The 18,302-nt window shown below is 47.6% G+C and carries 18 protein-coding genes; 5 read left to right on the forward strand and 13 right to left on the reverse strand.

Annotated features, from left to right (window positions below):
• Window position 1 precedes the first annotated feature (1 nt).
• The 10 genes from ACMUEV_RS16135 to ACMUEV_RS16180 form a co-directional block, all read right to left on the reverse strand.
• On the reverse strand, window positions 2-1,006 hold the full coding sequence (locus ACMUEV_RS16135; protein ID WP_190652323.1) for a pentapeptide repeat-containing protein: 1,005 nt from the start codon (window positions 1,004-1,006) through the stop codon (window positions 2-4).
• 250 nt (window positions 1,007-1,256) lie between these two features.
• Complete coding sequence (locus tag ACMUEV_RS16140; protein WP_190652324.1) at window positions 1,257-2,699, reverse strand: polysaccharide biosynthesis/export family protein; 1,443 nt, start codon at window positions 2,697-2,699, stop codon at window positions 1,257-1,259.
• A gap of 16 nt (window positions 2,700-2,715) precedes the next feature.
• Window positions 2,716-3,798: a glycosyltransferase family 4 protein gene (locus ACMUEV_RS16145; RefSeq protein ID WP_190652325.1), complete on the reverse strand. Its 1,083-nt coding sequence runs from the start codon at window positions 3,796-3,798 to the stop codon at window positions 2,716-2,718.
• A complete protein-coding gene (locus ACMUEV_RS16150; RefSeq protein ID WP_190652326.1) occupies window positions 3,776-4,921 on the reverse strand; it encodes a glycosyltransferase in 1,146 nt (381 codons plus the stop codon). Before ACMUEV_RS16150 ends, ACMUEV_RS16145 begins: the two co-directional genes overlap by 23 nt.
• A gap of 91 nt (window positions 4,922-5,012) precedes the next feature.
• On the reverse strand, window positions 5,013-6,143 hold the full coding sequence (locus tag ACMUEV_RS16155) for a glycosyltransferase (protein WP_190652327.1): 1,131 nt from the start codon (window positions 6,141-6,143) through the stop codon (window positions 5,013-5,015).
• A 17-nt stretch (window positions 6,144-6,160) separates the two neighbouring features.
• A complete protein-coding gene (locus ACMUEV_RS16160; RefSeq protein WP_017288083.1) occupies window positions 6,161-6,358 on the reverse strand; it encodes a DUF2949 domain-containing protein in 198 nt (65 codons plus the stop codon).
• A gap of 500 nt (window positions 6,359-6,858) precedes the next feature.
• Window positions 6,859-7,371 (reverse strand): DUF192 domain-containing protein, encoded by a 513-nt coding sequence (locus ACMUEV_RS16165; RefSeq protein ID WP_017288082.1) that lies wholly within the window; start codon window positions 7,369-7,371, stop codon window positions 6,859-6,861.
• Window positions 7,368-8,057: a response regulator transcription factor NblR gene (gene nblR / locus ACMUEV_RS16170; protein ID WP_017288081.1), complete on the reverse strand. Its 690-nt coding sequence runs from the start codon at window positions 8,055-8,057 to the stop codon at window positions 7,368-7,370. The genes ACMUEV_RS16165 and nblR overlap by 4 nt, the downstream gene beginning before the upstream one ends.
• A 98-nt stretch (window positions 8,058-8,155) precedes the next feature.
• A complete protein-coding gene (locus ACMUEV_RS16175) occupies window positions 8,156-9,058 on the reverse strand; it encodes an NAD(+) kinase (RefSeq protein WP_017288080.1) in 903 nt (300 codons plus the stop codon).
• 36 nt (window positions 9,059-9,094) lie between these two features.
• Window positions 9,095-10,078: an SDR family oxidoreductase gene (locus ACMUEV_RS16180; RefSeq protein WP_190652328.1), complete on the reverse strand. Its 984-nt coding sequence runs from the start codon at window positions 10,076-10,078 to the stop codon at window positions 9,095-9,097.
• A 189-nt stretch (window positions 10,079-10,267) separates the two neighbouring features.
• Between ACMUEV_RS16180 and ACMUEV_RS16185 the strand changes: the two genes are divergently transcribed.
• Window positions 10,268-10,645 carry an ArsR/SmtB family transcription factor gene (locus ACMUEV_RS16185; protein WP_017288078.1) on the forward strand — a complete coding sequence of 126 codons (378 nt, stop codon included), beginning with the start codon at window positions 10,268-10,270 and terminating at the stop codon, window positions 10,643-10,645.
• 29 nt (window positions 10,646-10,674) lie between these two features.
• Here the strand turns inward: ACMUEV_RS16185 and petM are convergent, their stop codons facing one another.
• Window positions 10,675-10,779 carry a cytochrome b6-f complex subunit PetM gene (gene petM, locus ACMUEV_RS16190; RefSeq protein WP_017288077.1) on the reverse strand — a complete coding sequence of 35 codons (105 nt, stop codon included), beginning with the start codon at window positions 10,777-10,779 and terminating at the stop codon, window positions 10,675-10,677.
• An 82-nt stretch (window positions 10,780-10,861) separates the two neighbouring features.
• On the opposite strand from petM, the gene pdxA reads away from it, so the two are divergent.
• Both pdxA and ACMUEV_RS16200 read left to right on the forward strand, forming a co-directional pair.
• Window positions 10,862-11,881 (forward strand): 4-hydroxythreonine-4-phosphate dehydrogenase PdxA, encoded by a 1,020-nt coding sequence (pdxA, locus tag ACMUEV_RS16195; RefSeq protein WP_190652329.1) that lies wholly within the window; start codon window positions 10,862-10,864, stop codon window positions 11,879-11,881.
• Between the two features lie 311 nt (window positions 11,882-12,192).
• On the forward strand, window positions 12,193-12,414 hold the full coding sequence (locus ACMUEV_RS16200) for a DUF4327 family protein (RefSeq protein WP_026148621.1): 222 nt from the start codon (window positions 12,193-12,195) through the stop codon (window positions 12,412-12,414).
• A gap of 65 nt (window positions 12,415-12,479) precedes the next feature.
• Here ACMUEV_RS16200 and dapF read toward each other — a convergent pair whose 3' ends face one another.
• Window positions 12,480-13,319 (reverse strand): diaminopimelate epimerase, encoded by an 840-nt coding sequence (dapF, locus tag ACMUEV_RS16205; RefSeq protein WP_190652330.1) that lies wholly within the window; start codon window positions 13,317-13,319, stop codon window positions 12,480-12,482.
• A 78-nt stretch (window positions 13,320-13,397) separates the two neighbouring features.
• Between dapF and ACMUEV_RS16210 the strand changes: the two genes are divergently transcribed.
• Window positions 13,398-13,613, forward strand: coding sequence for an Hfq-related RNA-binding protein (locus ACMUEV_RS16210; RefSeq protein ID WP_017288073.1), 216 nt, complete (start codon window positions 13,398-13,400; stop codon window positions 13,611-13,613).
• A gap of 127 nt (window positions 13,614-13,740) precedes the next feature.
• Here the strand turns inward: ACMUEV_RS16210 and ACMUEV_RS16215 are convergent, their stop codons facing one another.
• Entirely contained in the window at window positions 13,741-16,035 is a 2,295-nt protein-coding gene (locus tag ACMUEV_RS16215; protein ID WP_190652331.1) for a cation:proton antiporter, read from the reverse strand.
• A gap of 272 nt (window positions 16,036-16,307) precedes the next feature.
• Here ACMUEV_RS16215 and ACMUEV_RS16220 point away from each other — a divergent pair, with 272 nt between their 5' ends.
• Window positions 16,308-17,456: a histidine kinase gene (locus tag ACMUEV_RS16220; protein WP_190652332.1), complete on the forward strand. Its 1,149-nt coding sequence runs from the start codon at window positions 16,308-16,310 to the stop codon at window positions 17,454-17,456.
• Window positions 17,457-18,302 lie beyond the last annotated feature (846 nt).

An 18,302-nucleotide genomic window follows, 5' to 3' on the forward strand; every position in this document is an offset into this window, starting at 1 on the left:
ATCAAGAAGTCTTAACCCCGTGGACTTTTCCATTCGGCATAATTGCGCCCTGAAGATTTGCTCCCGTGAGTTTCACCATGACTCGATCTTCAAAGCCAACTTTCGCACCCTCTAAATTCGCGCCCCGCAGGTCTGCCCCACTTAAATCAGCGCCGATTAGATTCGCCTCCCGCAGATCTGCCCCACACAAATTTGCTTCCAGCAAATTCGCACGGAACAAATTCGCTTTCTCTAATTTCGCACCTTCCAAGTTTGCCTTGTGCATAAACGCATCACTGAGATCGGCACGCGTTAAATTCGCACGACTCAAGTTATAGCCAGACAAATCTTTCTCTTTTAAGTTCTGTCCGCTCAAATCTTTCCCCGTCATATCTGTCATGTGGGGACGTGCGGGCGTTTTGGGAGGCTGGTGATATTCAGCGCGATAGTGGGATTGACGATAATAGTTTTGATCATTCGTCGATTTATGCGGATTCGCATCAGCCGATTTTGCCTGTTCAGAGCGATTGGCATCCGAAGTCTGATGATAATTTGGACGGGGATAAGGCTGATAGGTTTGGTAATTTGGGCGTGAATTCGCGGTGTGCTTTTCCGAATGTCCGTTATTTGAGTGCCCGCTATTTGAGTGCCCGTTATTTGAGTGCCCGCTAGTCGAATGCCCATTGGTTTGCCGTCCACTGGAGGTCTGCCCACTGTGGTAGCCCGTCGAAGATTGGGTCGGAGGACGGTAATAGTAGGACTGATAATAAGTTTGCTGCGCAGGCTTAGGTTGAGCCGCTGCAGGTTTTGGAGTTGCGCCGTTTTTATGGTGCGATCGCAAGGTATCTCGTGCCTGATTCAATTCCTTGATTTTCGCTTCGGCTTTTTGCACTAAGCGGGGATTATCCTTGGGGATACGGTCAGGATGCCAAATAAACACTAAATCCTTATAAGCTTGGGTCACCTCTTCCATCGATGCCCCAGGCTCTAATCCTAATAGTTGATAGCAGCGTTCTAGCTCACCCATCTACTTCACCATCCCGCTTCGACCGATAGCCAACTGTGATTACTCACTCACTCATTCTCCAATGAAGAATGAAGTAGAAAGCTTGCTTTGATTCAGTGTAAACGGTTCTTCGGTCGCCTGTCTCGGAATAAAGAGTGATTTAATCTCGTTAACCCATTGATTAAATTTATAAATAGCCGGGAAAAAGAGAAACAAGGCTCAGACCTCATATGCAGAGCCTTGTTTCCCCAGCTTGAGATGGAACCGAAACTTAACGGAAAATCCCAAAGATACCAAGTGCCGGCCCTAAGAAACTGCCGATTCCTTCAGCAACACTTTGCAGTCCAGTCTTACCGACCACGATCGTATCTCCGGCTTGCAGAGGAGGATTCTTCGCTTGATCAATGCCGCGGGAGAAATCGATATCGACCCGACGACGATCAACGGCTCCATTCGGCTGAAGGCGAATAAATTCAACCGAACTCTTACGCGCTCCCCGAGCAAAGCCACCTGCCGCAAGCAGGGCTTGGTTCATCGTCGTGTAAGGTGGAACCTGAACTGCACCAGGTTTTTCTACTTGCCCGACCACATTGACCGTGATCAGTTCAGGCGAGATTACCCCACGACCCATAATCGCGGCATCTTCTGGAGTAATCGAAGCAGTTGCCAGAGGCACAATGACGCGATCGCCTTCTTGCAAGATGATGTCCTGCTTGCCGTCGCCCTCTCTCAACAAGCTCATCAAATTCACTTTGATGGTTTGTTCGGTTCCGTTGGAAACTGTTCGCCGCACTTCAATATCGCGAATATTGGCTCGCTGAGTGATACCACCTGCTTGTTGCAGTGCTCGGGTAACAGTGGGTGCTCTCAGGCGCTGTGCTGCTGTGGTGGCTCCAGGAGCAGGGGTTGTCGCACCTGTATCGGAGACCGCGATTGTTTCACCGCGCACGGTTTGAGGTCCAGGACGATTCACTTCCCCAGCAACAATAATGCTGATTGGTCGATCGAAGCTTGCGCCTAAACTAGAGTTTGCCAGTTCACTCGATTGATCAAAATTTAGCGCAGCCGCTGCAGGCACATAGACACTGTCCCCGTCGCGCAACTGCACGTCTTGACCTAAATCACCACCTCTCAAGAGTTTGGCTAAATCAACCTTGAATGTCTGTGTTCCACCGCCACCGGGGCGACGACGCACGATCTCGACTTGCTTGAGATCTGCTGACTGCTTGATTCCACCTGCCATCTGTACCATGCGGCTCAGGGTGGGAATACCAACATCCCCCAGCGTCGTAGTGTAGGTTCCTGGGCGTGCCACTTCGCCGGATACTGCCACCTGAATGGGACGAGCAGTCAATAAACTGACGGTAATCACAGGACGAGTCAGATATTCGCTGTAGCGTCGTGCCAGCGTATCAGATGCCTGCCGCATCGTTAATCCTTGCACCACGACTCCACCTGCGAGTGGTAAGTTGATCGAGCCATCCGACATGACTTGATATTCGCCGCTATATTCTGGGACACCGAAGATATCGATCTTCACTCTGTCACCGGAGCCAAGTAAGTACCCTTCATCTACTCGAACCGGAGCCGGACTCGCAGCCGCTGGGGCAGGTCGAGTGGGCGCAGTCTGGGCGATTGCAGGAGTCGCGATCGCGGTCAATCCGAGTAGTGTTGCCATCATCAGCGGGTTAGGCTGAGCCTTTTTCCAATCCATAGATCTGATAAATCTCCTAAGCACAAACAGTCCGAGTCAGTTCTGCGATCGCACTTTGATACACCCCAAGCGTTTCCTGATGAACACGTTCCACCCGTAACCAATCTAAATTGGTCTGGGCACGCTGCTTCCAATCTTCTAATTCATCTCGCCGAGTCAACAGCCCGGAAAGTGTCTTAGAAAGAGCGGTGATGTCTTTGGGTGGGATGAGTTTTCCGGCGCTTCCACCGTCGAGGACTTCTGGAATGCCATCGACATTGGAGGCGACGATCGCACATCCAGCTTCCCGTGCCTCAGAGAGCACTAACCCAAAAGGTTCTCGGCGAGAGGCGAGTACAAACACATCCGTTGCAAGCAGATATCGCTGCGGTTCCGCTTGGAAACCCTCAAAGTGAATCCGTTTCCGGTGAGGACTTTTCCTGGCTCGACGCTCGAACGCCGCCCGTTGCGGACCATTTCCTACTAAATATAAGTGGGCGGTTGGATGTTCGTCAGCTATCTGCACAAAGGCTTCAAGTAAGTCTTCAATTCCTTTGCGGTGATAGAGTCCGGCGATAGTCGTGATGGCAGGACGCTCTAACAATAAGGGTTTGACCCGATCCAGGGGGGTCTGTCTCAGACTGCCAATCGTTCCATTCGGCACCACATGGAGTTTCCGTACTGGAATACCCCGATGTTGCATTGATCGCGCAACTGCTTGGCTGACTGCAATGACCCGATCGGCAACTCCCATCAAAACTGCATGAAATTGCCATTCATTGTGGACGGTTGAAACTAAAGCATAATCGGCATTTCCACGCAAAGCTTTCCCTAAAATCACGCCAGTCATCATGTGGGCATGAACAATATTCGGTGAAAATTCTTGCGTAATTTTTCTAAATTTCTTGGTAGCGTTTAATACTTCTATCGGAGAGCGAGAAACTTTTAGCGGGAAATGCTGGATTTGAAATTGCTTCATCAAACATTCATATTCACCGCCCGCCGAAGCGATCGCGACCTCAAAACCTGCTTGAGCTTGAGCACATGCGAGGTCGATTGCAGCATTGACAATCCCGTTTCCAATATTTTGAGCGTGGTTAAGGATGTGAAGAATCCGCATCTAAGCTAGTCTGCAACAGGGTTTCCACAAATGTGAGGTATTGATCGACGATGCGATCGCGCTCAAAGTCTAGAGAGCGCTGTTTGAGAAGCGTCGAATCGATCGACCTATCCAGCGTGTCCAGAATCGCGGTTGCCATTTCTGCCGGATCAGCAATTTTTACTAGCTTACCGTATTTTCCCGCTGCTAGAGTTTCCGCAGGTCCGCTGGGACAGTCTGTTGCCACGATCGGAACACCGCAAGCGAGGGCTTCTGCCACAACATTTCCAAAGCCTTCAAATTTCGAGGACAAAACAAATACAGCTGATGCTGCCATGTAGGCGTAGGGATTTTCCACAAATCCGGGCAAGGCGACGTCTTGTTCGAGTCCGAGTTGCCGAATTCGTTCCTCTAATAGAGCACGTTGTTCGCCTTCACCCAGAATCATCAAGCGTGCGGGACGAGTCGCCCGAACTTGAGCAAAAGCTTCGATTAACGTGAAAAAATCTTTTTGGCTGACCAATCGTCCGACTCCCAAAATCACAGGAGGTTCTCCAGGCTGAAACCAAGGGTGATCGATCGGTTCTTGGCTTTTCTGAAATACATCGGGCGTGACCACCGGATTGTAGATGACTTGAATTTGTTCGACTGGAACTTGGGTAAGTTCAGCAACATCCTTTGCAGTTCCTAAAGAAGCAGCGACGATCGCATCGGATTTGGGATAGAGCCAGCGCACCATGCGCGATCGCACTTTGCCAAAGGTTGCACCTTGATGATTTCTAAACTGCTCAGATAAATAAGTCTGGACGCACATCACAATTCGAGTCGGAGCCTTACCGCGCGCACATAACGCTGAACTTAAGATATCTAATGCAGAGAATAGAACGGCAGGTTGTTCGGTTTGCAAATATTGATGCAGCGCCAGCGTTTTTGTAATTAGAACCGGGAATTTTGCTTTTAAATCGACGATGCGAACTTCAGGCGGAACGCGATCGAGATAGGCTCCTCTAGCTTCCGCCAAGACTAAATCAACTTTCCAGCCTCGCTTAGCGAAACCAATCGCGAGATAAAGCATGGCACGTTCAGCTCCGCCCCCATCTAGAGCCGGTAAAAATATGCTGAGTAAAGGTCTGGGAGTAGACATGCTGTTTTACAGAACGGCGGTTGATAGCATGAAGGAAGTTTTCTGCAAGGTCATCTCTCCATAGTTTGAAATTACAGTGATGCAAAACGAACTACAACCGAGCTTGAAGATGCTGCTGAATTTGAGCGTTCGTTTCTGTCAGGCGGAATTTCTGGCTGGCTTGATGTTGAGCCTTTGCCGCGATTCGAGCAGCTTCAGTCGAGTTTTGGCGACAGTGCTCGATCACACGTGCTAATTCTTTCGCATCGCCTGGAGAAGTAAGCCATCCTGTGGTTCCGGAATCAATCAGTTCTGTGGCTGCTCCTGCTTTGGCTGCGATCGTCGGTATGCCACAAAGCATAGCTTCCACAATCACTCGTCCAAAGGGTTCTGCTGCAATCGAGGTATGCGCGATCACATCACAAGATTTCATTAGTGCCGTCACGTCATTGCGAAACCCGAGAAATTTGACGCGATCGTGCAGTTGAAATTGCTGCACCTGATTTTGTAATTGTTGAACGTAATCTTGTTCGCCAAACAATGCATCACCGACAAAAATTGCGCTGACGCTTTCGTCACAGTACTGCAACGCTTCGAGTAATACATGCTGCCCTTTCCAGGGTGATAAGCGGCTGAAGTGCCCAACGACGAAGCGCCCTTCTAATTCTTCTAATCCAATTGGCGATCCTACCTCAGTTTGATAAGGTTCCAGTGCGAATCCGTTGTAAACAACTTCAACTAGATCGGGATTTCCACCTGCTTCGATGAATGCAGTTCGACTCGCTTGAGAATTTGCAATCACCAGCTTGGCGCGATTTGCCATCAGAATTGACAAGCGTCGATTCGTTTTACTGAAATGCTCAGGAGAAAGAATATCGTGCAGGTGATACACCAAAGGTCGGTTTGACAAGGCACTCGCGATCGCACCAACAACTAAAGCTTTTTGCGTATTCGCATAGATTGCATCATAGCTACGACCGAGGGTAGCAACACGCATTGCTAAAGGAATTAATTGTCCCAAACCCAGGAAACCTGCGATCGCGCCGCTTGATTTACGTACAGCAATCGACTTTTTCGCTAAAACTTGAACCGGAATCTGCTCTTGCTCAAGCCGTTCTCGGAAGTCACCATCTTCAAACAACCCAACCAAGCAAGAATCTCGATATGCTCTTGCAATATCAAGTAGGCACAGTTCTGCACCTCCAGATTTACCTGTCTGGTCTAAAAATAAGAGTCTTTTCACGCCACAACCTGAGAAACCTACCTTTCGGATGAGTCTAGCCAGTTGTAGATTCGGTCGAGCTGTTCGATCGTAACGAGACCATACTGCCAGAGAATCATCGGAAGAGGGCCTGGATTCTGTTCGCGGTATCGCAGTGCAAGAGCGATCGAAGAAGTAGATAGCGACAGTTCTTCTTGTAAAAACCGGATGAACTTGGAATGGGTTGCAGTCAACATCAGACAAATACCTCTGGAGTAGACGGGTTTTACACAGGGTCAAGTGAATCTAATTATGGAAAAGCCAAGCTAGCTTGACCTATGAGAGTAGCCAGTGTACGAAGTGGTCAGTACAGTTGAGAAATACTGAACATATCGTTTCCATTAAGTTTGTCAGTCCGAGTATCAAGGCAATTCTGAGTTGGAATCAGCAGATCTTAAGGTTTTCTTACTTTTATTAGATAGAAGCTGCGTAAAAGTTTCACAGATTCAAGCTAAATAGCGCAAGCTCAAGCTGCCACAAGAACAGGCTTCTAGCGTAAATCGAGATAGCGGAAAGTGTCTCTATCTGAAGTTAGGTTGCCTGCTGTCACGCAGATCGTTATGTTCATTCATTTATAAACAAGGTTTACAACAAATGTTAACGAGATGAGTGTAATGCCACATCCTCGAACCCTTTCGTTTCTTCCAGAAGAGTTAAGAATTAGCCTTAGTAGTTTAAGAGATTGTGACAAGCATTGCTATTTTTTAAGCGATTTAATAAAAATGCGATCGCCCACTTTTAGCCCCAATTCAGCGGCTCGTCCTGCTCGTAGCTCGATCACTTGATCAATATCGATTGTCGGTGATCCATAAGTTGGACAGGGATCAGCTTTACAAGGCGGAACATTTTCAGAGATAAATCGAATTGTGCCATCTCGCACGAACAGCATATCTAAAGGAATGAGCGTATTCTTCATCCAGAATTGGGCGGGGCGAGCTGGCTTGAAGGGAAAAAGCATGCCGCGATCGTCTGCCAAACTGGTGCGATACATCAACCCCATCGCTTGTTCTGCGGGGGTTCGGGCAACTTCGAGTTGAATGGTTTGATCTGCAACTTGAAAAAATGCGGAGAGCGGCAAGACTTGCCCCAGAGGCGCAGCGGGCGAACTGCTGCGCGGCAATTCAGTGGGTGAGGGTTTTGCTTGTGTTGTGGTGGAACAGCTTGCCAGCAACACAAGCAAACTTAACCAGGCAAAAAATCGATTTTTCATGACTCTCGTAAAACGTAGCCGACTCCACGAACGGTTTGAATGAGGCGCTTTTCACCCTCGTCTTCAATCTTGAGCCGCAAATACCGAATGTAGACTTCGATGACATTGGATTCGCCAACAAAGTCATAGCCCCAAACGTTCTCTAAAATTTGCTCACGGGTCAGAACTTCGCGCGGATGCTCCATCAAGTATTTGAGCAATTCATACTCTTTCATTGTTAAGTCGATCGCTCGACCATTTCGCAACGCCTGACGAGTCGCTAAATCTAGAACCAAGTCGCCAAACTTCAGTTGCTCAGTACTCGGAATATCAGGCTTGAGATAAAGTTTCACCAGTTTGAGAAATTCCTCACTCCGGTAAGGCTTGAGAAAATAATCGTCGGCTCCGGCTTCGATACACGCGACGCGATCTTCAACGGCATCGCGTGCCATCAAGAGCAAGACTGGGATTCGAGTACCACTGGTTCGGAGATTGTGACAAAACGAGAGTCCAGAATCGCCATCGAGTAAACGATCGACAACGATCAGCGCGGGATGTTTCTCGATCGCTTGTCTTAATCCCATATGCGCATCATGAGCCACGATCGTTTCATAGCCCGATTCTTGCAAATCCAAACTCACATGATTTGCTAGTGCTGCATCAGTTTCGACAATCAAAACGCACGGAGTCACATCGGCAATACTCATTCCGCAGAGCCTCGCATGGAAATTCAGCCTATTCTAACCATAGACGGCAATTTTGGGAAAAGTGCCCCAATTAAATAATTAAATAACGTCCTCAGACTCTAAGTCGGTTTGGCAACATGCGCTACGCCCCAGCCAAGTTTTTCTCGTAAGACACTGAAGAATTCAGGCGGACGTAAACGGACAAATCTTGCAGGATATGGGGCCTTTTTCACACAGACATGATCGTCTGGCAACACGTATGATCCGGCGTTGCCATCGGCGGTCAGAACGAGGCGATGCGGAATTGCAGGATAAATCGTGACCGGATCGCGATTGGGAAATACGAGCGATCGCGAAGCTAAAGAATGTGGGCAGATCGGAACCAGAATCATCACGGGAATACCGGGAACAATCACAGGCCCACCTGCCGATAAAGCATACGCCGTTGAGCCAGTTGGCGTGGACACAATAATTCCATCTGCACCAATATCGACACGATTGTGTCGCCCGACGCTGATCTCAAAATGGCACATGCTGGTCAAAGGTTCACGATGCAGCACCATCTCATTCAGACATAGGGCTTCCCAAAGCATGGCCTCCTCTCGAATGATTTGCACATGCAGCATGGTGCGCTCTTCGATTTCGTAGTCTTCAGAGAGCAGCGCGTCGAGCGCGGCTGGCAATTGATTTAATAAAATCTCGGTCAAAAATCCCAAGTGCCCCGTGTTGACCGCCAACAGTGGAATGTTGCAGGGTGCAACCTGACGAAATGCAGACAAAACTGTGCCATCGCCACCTAAGACGATCGCGAATTTCATTTCAGAATCGAACCCAGGCGGAACCAAGCGATCGATCGGGGTGTGACAAATTGGACTTTCAGGTGAAGCATATCCGAGGATTCCGCCTGCACCCGTTGCCAATGCCACATCCCAGCCTAGCGAAGTCAGCTTCGCTTCGAGATCGGTCGCAACTTGACAAGCGATCGGCTTGTCATCGTTGTAGATAATGCCAGCTTTCGGCACGCGCAAAACCCTGTGAAATGGTGATGAATTCTAATTCTAAAAGCGGGGATACGCTTTTTTCGTACGCTCTTTCTTTTTCTTGGCTTGCTCTTGGGCGTATTCGACTTCCTTCAGCTTCTTCAAAATGCGGCTGAAATACTCTTGCAGATAGGATTCTAGCGTCGTCATTTCTTGAGGATCTAATCCCAAAACTTCGTACGTTTCATCCATTGAAGCCGTTAACGGTCTGCCTGTTGCTACGACTTCCGTAAACGCTAAGCGATCGGCAATATTCCAAGTCCACTGAAAGAATTGAGCAATCCGCCGCGAGATCCGCACAACTGCGATCGGCGTTTTAGTCACTTTTGCCTGTTTGCCGGACAGCCGCTCACAAACTTTAATAATTTCGTCCGCGCCCCAAGCTTTTGAACCGACAACCGGAAGGGTTTTGCCAATTGATTCTGGGACTTTTAAGGCTTGAACCGCGAATTTTGCAATATCGATCGTGTCCATATAAGCCGTGGGAGCAGTATTCCCCATCACCCATACGCTTTGCCCTTCTAAAATCGGGATGGCATATTGTCCGATTAAGCCTTGTAAGAATCCGCAAGGGCGAAGAATTGTGTAGCTTAATCCCGATTCTGCTAAGAATTTCTCAAGGCAAGTCTTAATTTCCATCAGAGGAACCTTGGGAAATTTCTCTGCATCCAGAATCGAAAAGAAGATATATCGCTCAATTCCCGCTTTCTTCGCGGCTTGAATCAGATTGACCTTGCCTGTCCAATCGACTTCTTTGATACTGAGCGAATCGGTTGCTCGTGCAGTTGCAGCATCAATAATCGCTGTCACACCCTCTAGCGCTGCCGGAAGCGTCTCTGGATAACAGAGATTTCCGGTCACGAGTTCGGCTCCCCATTCTTTTAGAAAAGCAGCTTTGCGGGGGCTACGTACCAAACAGCGAACTTTGTATCCCTCATCTAGGGCGCGCCGAGTGATCTGCCTTCCTAAAGTGCCAGTCGCACCTACTATCAATACGCTCATGAGGAGTTATGTGACAAATTGTTAACTTTTCGATAAATTCTATCAGAAATCTTGGCGTTGAGTCGCGCAAAGCAAGAACGAATTCCAGATCCCCAGTCGAACATCCCTCATCGTAACCTGGATTAAGGGATGTAACCTGACTCCGTACGCTACGCTAAATAAAGCGATCGCTCAACCTTGTAACTGAATATGGCAAACCCTAATCCGGCTGAAACTGAGCAATGTGCGGTTCAGCATCCTGTGAATTTAAATAATATTCGCTTTCTCCACCGGGACTTACTGAGTGTAGAGAAGTCTCAGCGCATGGCGGAGTTTTTCAGTTTGCTAGGCGATGCAAACCGCCTTAGAATTCTCTCGGCACTGGCAGTTCAGGAATTATGCGTGTGTGATTTGGCAGCAGCCGTCAAAATGTCGGAATCGGCGGTATCGCATCAACTCCGAGCGCTGCGATCGATGCGCTTAGTGGGCTATCGCAAACAAGGGCGGAATGTTTTTTACTCGCTCAAAGATCATCACGTTCTCAATCTTTATCGCGAGGTTGCTGAACATTTAGACGAAGAAGAGTGAAGGATTTCCCCCACTCTCGCGTTTGATTTCTATTCTTCTCCACCTTGGAGTTTAAGGAGTAAGAAACCGAGCGACAACCCAACTAAGATTAGGGTGGACGCTAAAAATGCAGTGTTAAAAATTTCGCCAGCCATTGTTTGAATTCTCCTCTTAAACAGCAATTAGGTGGGTCATCTCTAAGTATTGTAAAGCAGTTCAGTCACGCCTTAGAACCCAATGCCACGTTTAGTTATTTCCATGGGCGACCCTGCCGGAATCGGTACAGAGGTTATCCTCAAAGCTTTAGCCGATCCAGCCATTTCACAACAAGCCGAAATTACGATCGCTGGAAATCGCAATATTCTCCTCGAAACGTACGATCGCTTAGACAGCGCTGCGAATCCTGAGAATCTCAACCTGCTTCACATCGAAACTCCCGGTTCAATCACGCTTGGAACCGGAAATGCAGCCAGTGGTGAAGCCGGATTTCGATATTTGGAAACCGCGATCGACCGCACTTTAAGCGGCGAGTTTGATGTGATCGTGACCGCTCCGATTGCAAAATCCGCCTGGAAAGCCGCAGGTCACATTTACCCAGGACAGACAGAACTTTTAGCAGAAAAAGCGGGTGTGAATCGATTCGGCATGATGTTTGTTGCGCGATCGCCACATACCGACTGGGAACTTCGCGCTCTGTTGGCAACCACGCACATTCCTTTATCCCAAGTACCGGAGAAATTAACCCGAGAAGTTTTAACGCTCAAATTGGACTTGTTGATTGAATCGCTGCAAGATTCGTTTGGGATCACTCAGCCACGAATTGCGATCGCCGGGTTAAATCCCCACAGCGGTGAACAGGGGCAACTAGGACGCGAAGAAATGGACTGGATATCCGATTGGCTTGCAGCAATGCGGCAACGCTTCCCACAGGCTCAACTCGATGGATTATTGCCACCAGATACGATGTGGGTCAAACCGGGTCAGGCTTGGTTTGGGTTGGGACAGGTCAATGCTCACGATGGATATCTAGCGCTCTATCATGACCAGGGGTTGATCCCGGTGAAACTGATGGCATTTGATCGCGCCGTCAACACCTCGATCGGACTGCCATTTATTCGGACATCACCGGATCACGGGACTGCCTTTGACATCGCAGGCAAAGGCATTGCAGATGCCACCAGTATGAAAGCCGCGATCGAGTTCGCAATTAGACTTGCAAAACGTAAAGCATTGTCTCAATCCATGAAGGGAATCTAAGCCAAAAACAGTTATCTGCAACACAATCCGTCAGACCCGCGTTCAGCAAAGCCTTTGAGCTGAATTTTGTAGGGGTAACATGGCTAAACAATGTCAGAATCTCATAACTTTAGAGACACTTCGTAAACTTTTGACCCCAAAATGAGTTAGAAAATAGAGAGAATTCAGTATATCTCACTACAGATTTCAGCCGTTTTGAGGAGAGTAATGGCTGATTGTATTGAGGATTGATGTTCCGAACTTTTGCTACTTGGTTTGTCCCCCAAATAGATTTCAATCTTCGATCCCAGATTTCTCAGGAAGGTAGACCCATGCTTCAGACAGCACAGTACTCGCTTTGCATGATTCAAGACGAGGTACGTCAACTTATCGATCGAGGTGTTGTGAGCCGCCACCAGCCCATTTACACCCTTTGCAAGCACATTCCGGCGCGTGAATGGGTACGTTTTGAAACTGAGTTAGAGCGGTTCGACTTCTTGCTGCGTGACCGAATTGGCGATTTGATGGCTCAGGAGTGCTGGGATAACGATTAGGGAGATGGGGAAATGGGGAGATAGGGAGCAAAAGCGAGTTCCATTTCTCCCCATCCCTCGTCTTTCTAGCTTCGACTGCCTGTAAACACTTTTTCTGCGCCTCCGGTCATATAGATTCGACCATCGGCTGCCCATTCAATGTCGAGACATCCGCCCGGTAATTCAATCGTTGCGCGTCGATCACATTTCTCATTGAGAACACCTGCGACCAAGGACGCACAAGCCCCCGTGCCACACGCCAGCGTGATTCCGGCTCCTCTCTCCCAAACTCGCATTTTCAGGTAGTCTGATCGGACGACTTCAATGAACTCCGTATTGGTGCGTTGTGGAAACACTGGATGGTGTTCAAACAGCGGGCCAATTTTCTCTAACTCGATCGCAGCAACGTCATCAACGAATGTGATGCAATGTGGGTTTCCCATGCTCACACAAGTCACATTCCAGGATTTTCCTGCGACTTCCAACGGCTGATCGATTACCTTCTCACCCGTTAAGGTGGTTGGGATTTCACTTGCTAGGAGACGGGGTTCGCCCATATCTACGGTAATTTGTCCGTTGGATTCAAACTTCGGCGTTATTATACCTGCCAAAGTTTGAATGCGATATTTTTCTTGAAATTTTCCAGTCTCAGCCGTTTCTAGATCGGCGAGGAATCTTGCCATACAGCGAATGCCATTGCCACACATCTCTGGCTCAGAGCCATCTGAGTTGAAGATCCGCATCGTATAGTCTGTGCCATCTTGACCGGGAAGTGCAAAAATGACTCCATCTGCTCCGATGCCAAAATGTCGATCGCACCATGCGATCGCTTGATCCGGCGTTAGTTTTGGTTCTGTCGAAGCCCGATTGTCAATCAAAATAAAGTCGTTTCCAAGCCCGTGATACTTTGTAAATTCGATCGCCATAGTGCAAGACTGTATAGGATGTGGTGAATTGAGGCACTCTAGTAAATTAGAACGATTTCGATCGAGGACTTTTCCCCAATGAGTATTGAACTAGATACCGGATTGCCAAGTACTCGTCAGATTCAGACGATTATTCGTGAAGAAAAAGAAGTTGAGATGAAACTTTCTACCGGAGATTTACTCACGGGAAAGGTTCGCTGGCAAGACCCTCATTGTATCTGCATCATGGATCACTACGACCAGCCCACGATCGTCTGGCGACAGTCGATCGTATTTGTGAAGCCAAAAATGTGATTTCAGGTTAATTTGCAACCCTTCAACCCGCAATCTCAGCGGGTTTTGTTTTTAGAAAATGTTAGATTTTTCGTCGCACTTATCTGCTCTGAATTGAATATCAAAGCGGGAAAGCATCGAAGCCACCTTAACTTTCTACTTCAGGGATTGAAGTCGTGATTAAAGGCACTTCCGTTTTTGGGGCAAGGGATTCTTGAGCTTGGGTCAGGGCATGAAATCCGCCACAGAGTAATAAGCGATCGCCATTCTGAATCTCTGCATCAGGTTCGGGGAATCGAATCAATTTTCCATCGCGTCGAATGGTCTGAATTGTGATTTTATAACGCTGCTGAAGTTCAAGTTCTAAGAGCGTTTTACCGATCAAAGGGCTTTCTGAAGGCACTTGTAGCCACTGGCAAGAAGAATTCGTCGAAGGCACTGCTGCTTCGCCTCTTGCCAGTTGGTCAAATGCAGCAACTTCATCGGTTTCACCCACGATTAATAAGCGATCGCCTTGTTCCAATGTCGTCAAACTCTCTGGATAATCGATCGTCAACCCGCCCGCACGACGAATCGCCATCACAGACACACCCGTTAAACGGCGAATATCCGTTTCTTCGATCGACATTCCCAGTAATGGAGACTCTTCTGGCAACGCATACCAACGACTATTCATCTCACCTGTGACCGCTTTGAGATCGCGCGAAATGTTCTCAGAAGCCTGGTCTGGGCGAAACTCTAAATAATGAGAATTCCGAATCATCTGCACTTCTCGCTGCACTGCGGGACTTGGGATGCCGATTCCCGCCAGCAAATGAGCCGAAAGCTCTAAACTCGTCTCAAATTCAGGCTGGACGACTTCGCGCGCTCCAAGCTGATAGAGCAATTCGATGTCTTTGTCTTTGTTAGCTCTGACCACTAAATCTAAATCTGGGGAAATTTCCAGCGATCGCTTCACGCACAATCTTGTGCTCATCGGATCAGGAAGCGCGATCGCCATTCCTTTCGCCTCTGCAACTCCTGCTTTTTCTAAAACATAGGAACTTGCAGCATTGCCGTAAATATAGGGAATTCCAGCTTCTCGAACTTTTTGAATTTGAGACTCGGATTGATCGATGACTAAAACAGGATGATTGCGATCGCGCAACAATCGCACAATATTTCGTCCAATTCGACCGTATCCACAAACAATGAAATGATCTTTGATCGGCAGATCCTCAGAAATCGCTAACGGTTCATCGGATTGCTCTAAGAATTTCACTAGCCAAGGAATTGATTCGCCCCAAGCAAATAATTTTGGAACAAGTCTCAATACGAATGGGGTCACAACCAAAGTAACCGCCGTCGTCCCCAAAATGAGAAGGTAAACTCGACGCGAAACTAATCCTAATGTCTGTCCTTCACTCGCCAAAACAAATGAAAACTCTCCAATTTGAGCCAGTCCCAACCCTGCAATCAAAGCGGTTTTCAAGGGATATCGAAAAATTCGCACCAGCGGCGTAATGATTAAGAATTTGCCAATGAAAACAAGGGTGACTAAACCGAGAATCAATTCCAAATTATTCCAGAGGAAGACGGGATCAATCAACATCCCGATCGACGCAAAGAACAACGACGCAAAAATATCGCGCAGTGGTTCTACATAAGTCAGCGTTTGGTCGGCGTATTCTGCATCTGAAATCATTAAGCCTGCAACAAAGGCTCCCATTTCGATCGACAGACCCAAATGCTCAGTTAATAAAGCAATACCTAAACAGAGCGCAACCACTCCCAGCAAAAATAATTCGCGGCTCTCAGTTTTTGCCAATAATCTTAAAAGTCGTGGAATTACCCAAATCCCAGCGGCAACGGCTCCAAGTGCAAAGAGACCCGTTTGGAGAAGTGCCCACCCGATCGCTAAACCGACTTCTTCCGCTGGCTGATCTAACGCAGGTAATACCGCTAACATCAACCCCAACGCTAAATCCTGAACCACCAGAATCCCGAGCATCACTTGACCATGAGGCGTGCTGGTCTCGTTGCGCTCCATCAAACACTTAAGTACAACCGCCGTCGAAGACAGCGACAGAATCCCGCCCAGGAAGACTCCTTGAGGGGGAGATGTCACCCATCCCATTGCCAAAGAAACTAATGTCGTCACCAGAATCGTGAGCGCAATTTGCAAGCCCCCGCCCCCGAGACTAATCACTTTAACTTTTTTCAGTTCTGAAAATGAGAATTCGACCCCTAGCGCAAATAGCAAAAACGCCACCCCAAACTGGGCAAGCGTTTCGACCTGGATAATCTCTTTAATTAACCCCAAGCCAGTCGGACCAACAATCACCCCTGCCGCCAAATAGCCCAGCAACACAGGTTGTTTCAATAGTGCGGCGAATAATCCACCCGCTGCTGCTGCCGCTAATACTGAGACGAGATCAACGATTAAACGAAAGTCTTCTTGCACGAGCTTCCAGAATTATTAGAAAGTTTATGACAGCTTATTAATTTTACTTTACATTGAATCACCAGTTTGTAGGGGAACTGACGCAGAATCTAACTGAAACGCCCGACAATGGAGGTGATGCGGTAATCTATCTATATAGAGTGAGTACGATCGATATTGGATTGGGGGCAAGCTCCGCGCATTTTGCGTGATGTTTCGATTAATTTAATATCCTTGATCGTGCACTCTAACCTTCGTCTTCAGACCCGCTTTCAGTTCTGAGAAGCCCATTCATGACGATGCAGGCACACTCTAACCCAGCCACTGACCCCAAAGTGACACTCCAAATTTTGCTGTTCGTCGATCAACGACCCGCGTCCCGCGAACAGATCAGACAAATTCGCGGTTTTCTCAAAGACCGGAGCGCGGAATGTCCATTTGAATTAGAAGTTGTCGATGTCGGTGAGCAGCCTTATCTCGCTGAACATTTTCGCCTCATTGCTACACCTGCTCTAATCAAACTTCATCCAGAACCCCGTCAGACTTTAACTGGAAGTGATTTAATCGTTCAGCTGAAAAATTGGTGGTCGCGCTGGCAAAAATCGATCGAAGAGACTCTTCCTTCTGATTCTACTGAACCCTCTGCCTCTGTCGGCTATTCTGCGGAATTAATTAAACTTACTGATGAAGTTTTCCGGTTGCAGCGCGAGAACGAGAATCTCCAGGCGCAGCTTCAGTTTAAGGATCAAATTATTTCCATGCTGGCGCACGATTTGCGCAATCCGTTGACCGCCGCCTCAATTGCGATCGAAACCTTAGAAATTGCGTACAAACAAGCAGACGGGCAACCTTCTCGGCTCACTCCGCAAATGACTGCGAACCTGTTGAAGCATGGGCGCACTCAAATCCGGACGATCGACCGCATGATCACGGATATCCTGCAAGCGGCAAGAGGGACAAGTTCCGAGTTGCATATTCAACCTGAAAAAATTGATTTGAGAGCGCTTTGTGAGGATGTTTTAGCGGGACTCGGCGATCGCATGCAGTCTAAAAATCAGCAGATCGCAACAGATATGCCTTCGGATCTGCCGATCGTGTATGCCGATGGAGAGCGAATTCGGCAGGTGTTAGTCAATATTTTGGATAACGCCATTAAGTACACGCCGACTGGTGGCAAAATTCAGGTTTCGATTTTGCACCGCACTGCTCAGAAAGTGCAAGTCAGTATTTGTGATACAGGCCCTGGAGTACCGCCTGAAAATCGCGATCGCGTCTTCGAGGATCATTATCGGCTGCAACGCGATGAAGCTCAGGACGGATACGGCATTGGATTATCCTTATGCCAAAGGATTGTCAGAGCGCACTACGGGCAGATTTGGGTCGATTCGATCGCAAATCAAGGCAGTTGTTTTCACTTTACCCTGCCTATATTCCGCTCCTAGCCTGTGGAGAATACGGAGTTTTCAGTAGTTGTACTGAATGATCGTTTTTGAACCAACGAAGGTTCAAAAATCAATGTGCTTGAATGCTTGAATATGTAAGGATCTGAGCAAGAAAGATACTATTTCGGAGAATGCCATCTGAACCGAAAAAGCAGAATTTAAGAACCGAATCTTGCCTTATACAAAATCTTTAAACTCATGGTCTAAAACAACTCGTCTACTGAAGTGCGATCGATACTTAGCAACTCAGAAAAAACTAGGCTTGATTTCAGTCAATGTATTTTTAATTACATTAAATTTAGTTAAATACGTAGAGAACAAGATTGAGGATTTCAAGGCGCATTCTCTAAAAACTGATTCGCTCTAGTTTTGCGAAGTCCACTCAGATCAGATCGAAATCAACCTAATCTGATATTGCTTAGATTTGTGCAATCCTTACGTATAGGATTTAAGGATCGTAATACAGGCTACAAGGGAATTTACTAGCTTCAGAAATTGAAATTACAGGTTGCTGAATCAGGGAGAACTTCATCAATGCATCACACAAATTTGAGATCAAAAAATCAAAGACAGACTCGATCAAAATTTTGCATTCAATCTTTCTGACTCTCCAATTCAAAGTGCCTGAAAGATTGGTGTTATTACGGTACTAATTCCAAAATCACTCCTCTATAACTGAGCATAAGCAGGATTTGAGAACGGCTGAGAAAATCAGGTTCACTTCTCAATGAAGCTGAGATATTGATGAATTTGATTCAGCGATATAGCTGATCTGACTAACTTCCTAAAAGTGCTAAGTTCAAGCAGTTAAAGGAACATCTACCAGATTGCTTCTAGATTAATTGC

Source organism: Leptolyngbya sp. FACHB-1624, from assembly GCF_047649235.1.
In the GTDB taxonomy this organism is placed as follows: Bacteria; Cyanobacteriota; Cyanobacteriia; order Leptolyngbyales; family Leptolyngbyaceae; genus Leptolyngbya; species Leptolyngbya boryana.

What these genes read in the sequence shown, in the direction of transcription:
- ACMUEV_RS16220 (WP_190652332.1), top strand. Translation starts at nt 16,308, where the DNA reads ATGACGATGCAGGCACACTCTAACCCAGCCACTGACCCCAAAGTGACA.
- ACMUEV_RS16185 (WP_017288078.1), top strand. Translation starts at nt 10,268, where the DNA reads ATGGCAAACCCTAATCCGGCTGAAACTGAGCAATGTGCGGTTCAGCAT.
- ACMUEV_RS16210 (WP_017288073.1), top strand. Translation starts at nt 13,398, where the DNA reads ATGAGTATTGAACTAGATACCGGATTGCCAAGTACTCGTCAGATTCAG.
- dapF (WP_190652330.1), bottom strand. Translation starts at nt 13,319, where the DNA reads ATGGCGATCGAATTTACAAAGTATCACGGGCTTGGAAACGACTTTATT.
- ACMUEV_RS16200 (WP_026148621.1), top strand. Translation starts at nt 12,193, where the DNA reads ATGCTTCAGACAGCACAGTACTCGCTTTGCATGATTCAAGACGAGGTA.
- ACMUEV_RS16145 (WP_190652325.1), bottom strand. Translation starts at nt 3,798, where the DNA reads ATGCGGATTCTTCACATCCTTAACCACGCTCAAAATATTGGAAACGGG.
- nblR (WP_017288081.1), bottom strand. Translation starts at nt 8,057, where the DNA reads ATGAGTATTGCCGATGTGACTCCGTGCGTTTTGATTGTCGAAACTGAT.
- ACMUEV_RS16180 (WP_190652328.1), bottom strand. Translation starts at nt 10,078, where the DNA reads ATGAGCGTATTGATAGTAGGTGCGACTGGCACTTTAGGAAGGCAGATC.
- pdxA (WP_190652329.1), top strand. Translation starts at nt 10,862, where the DNA reads ATGCCACGTTTAGTTATTTCCATGGGCGACCCTGCCGGAATCGGTACA.
- ACMUEV_RS16150 (WP_190652326.1), bottom strand. Translation starts at nt 4,921, where the DNA reads ATGTCTACTCCCAGACCTTTACTCAGCATATTTTTACCGGCTCTAGAT.
- ACMUEV_RS16140 (WP_190652324.1), bottom strand. Translation starts at nt 2,699, where the DNA reads ATGGATTGGAAAAAGGCTCAGCCTAACCCGCTGATGATGGCAACACTA.
- ACMUEV_RS16160 (WP_017288083.1), bottom strand. Translation starts at nt 6,358, where the DNA reads ATGTTGACTGCAACCCATTCCAAGTTCATCCGGTTTTTACAAGAAGAA.
- ACMUEV_RS16165 (WP_017288082.1), bottom strand. Translation starts at nt 7,371, where the DNA reads ATGAAAAATCGATTTTTTGCCTGGTTAAGTTTGCTTGTGTTGCTGGCA.
- petM (WP_017288077.1), bottom strand. Translation starts at nt 10,779, where the DNA reads ATGGCTGGCGAAATTTTTAACACTGCATTTTTAGCGTCCACCCTAATC.
- ACMUEV_RS16135 (WP_190652323.1), bottom strand. Translation starts at nt 1,006, where the DNA reads ATGGGTGAGCTAGAACGCTGCTATCAACTATTAGGATTAGAGCCTGGG.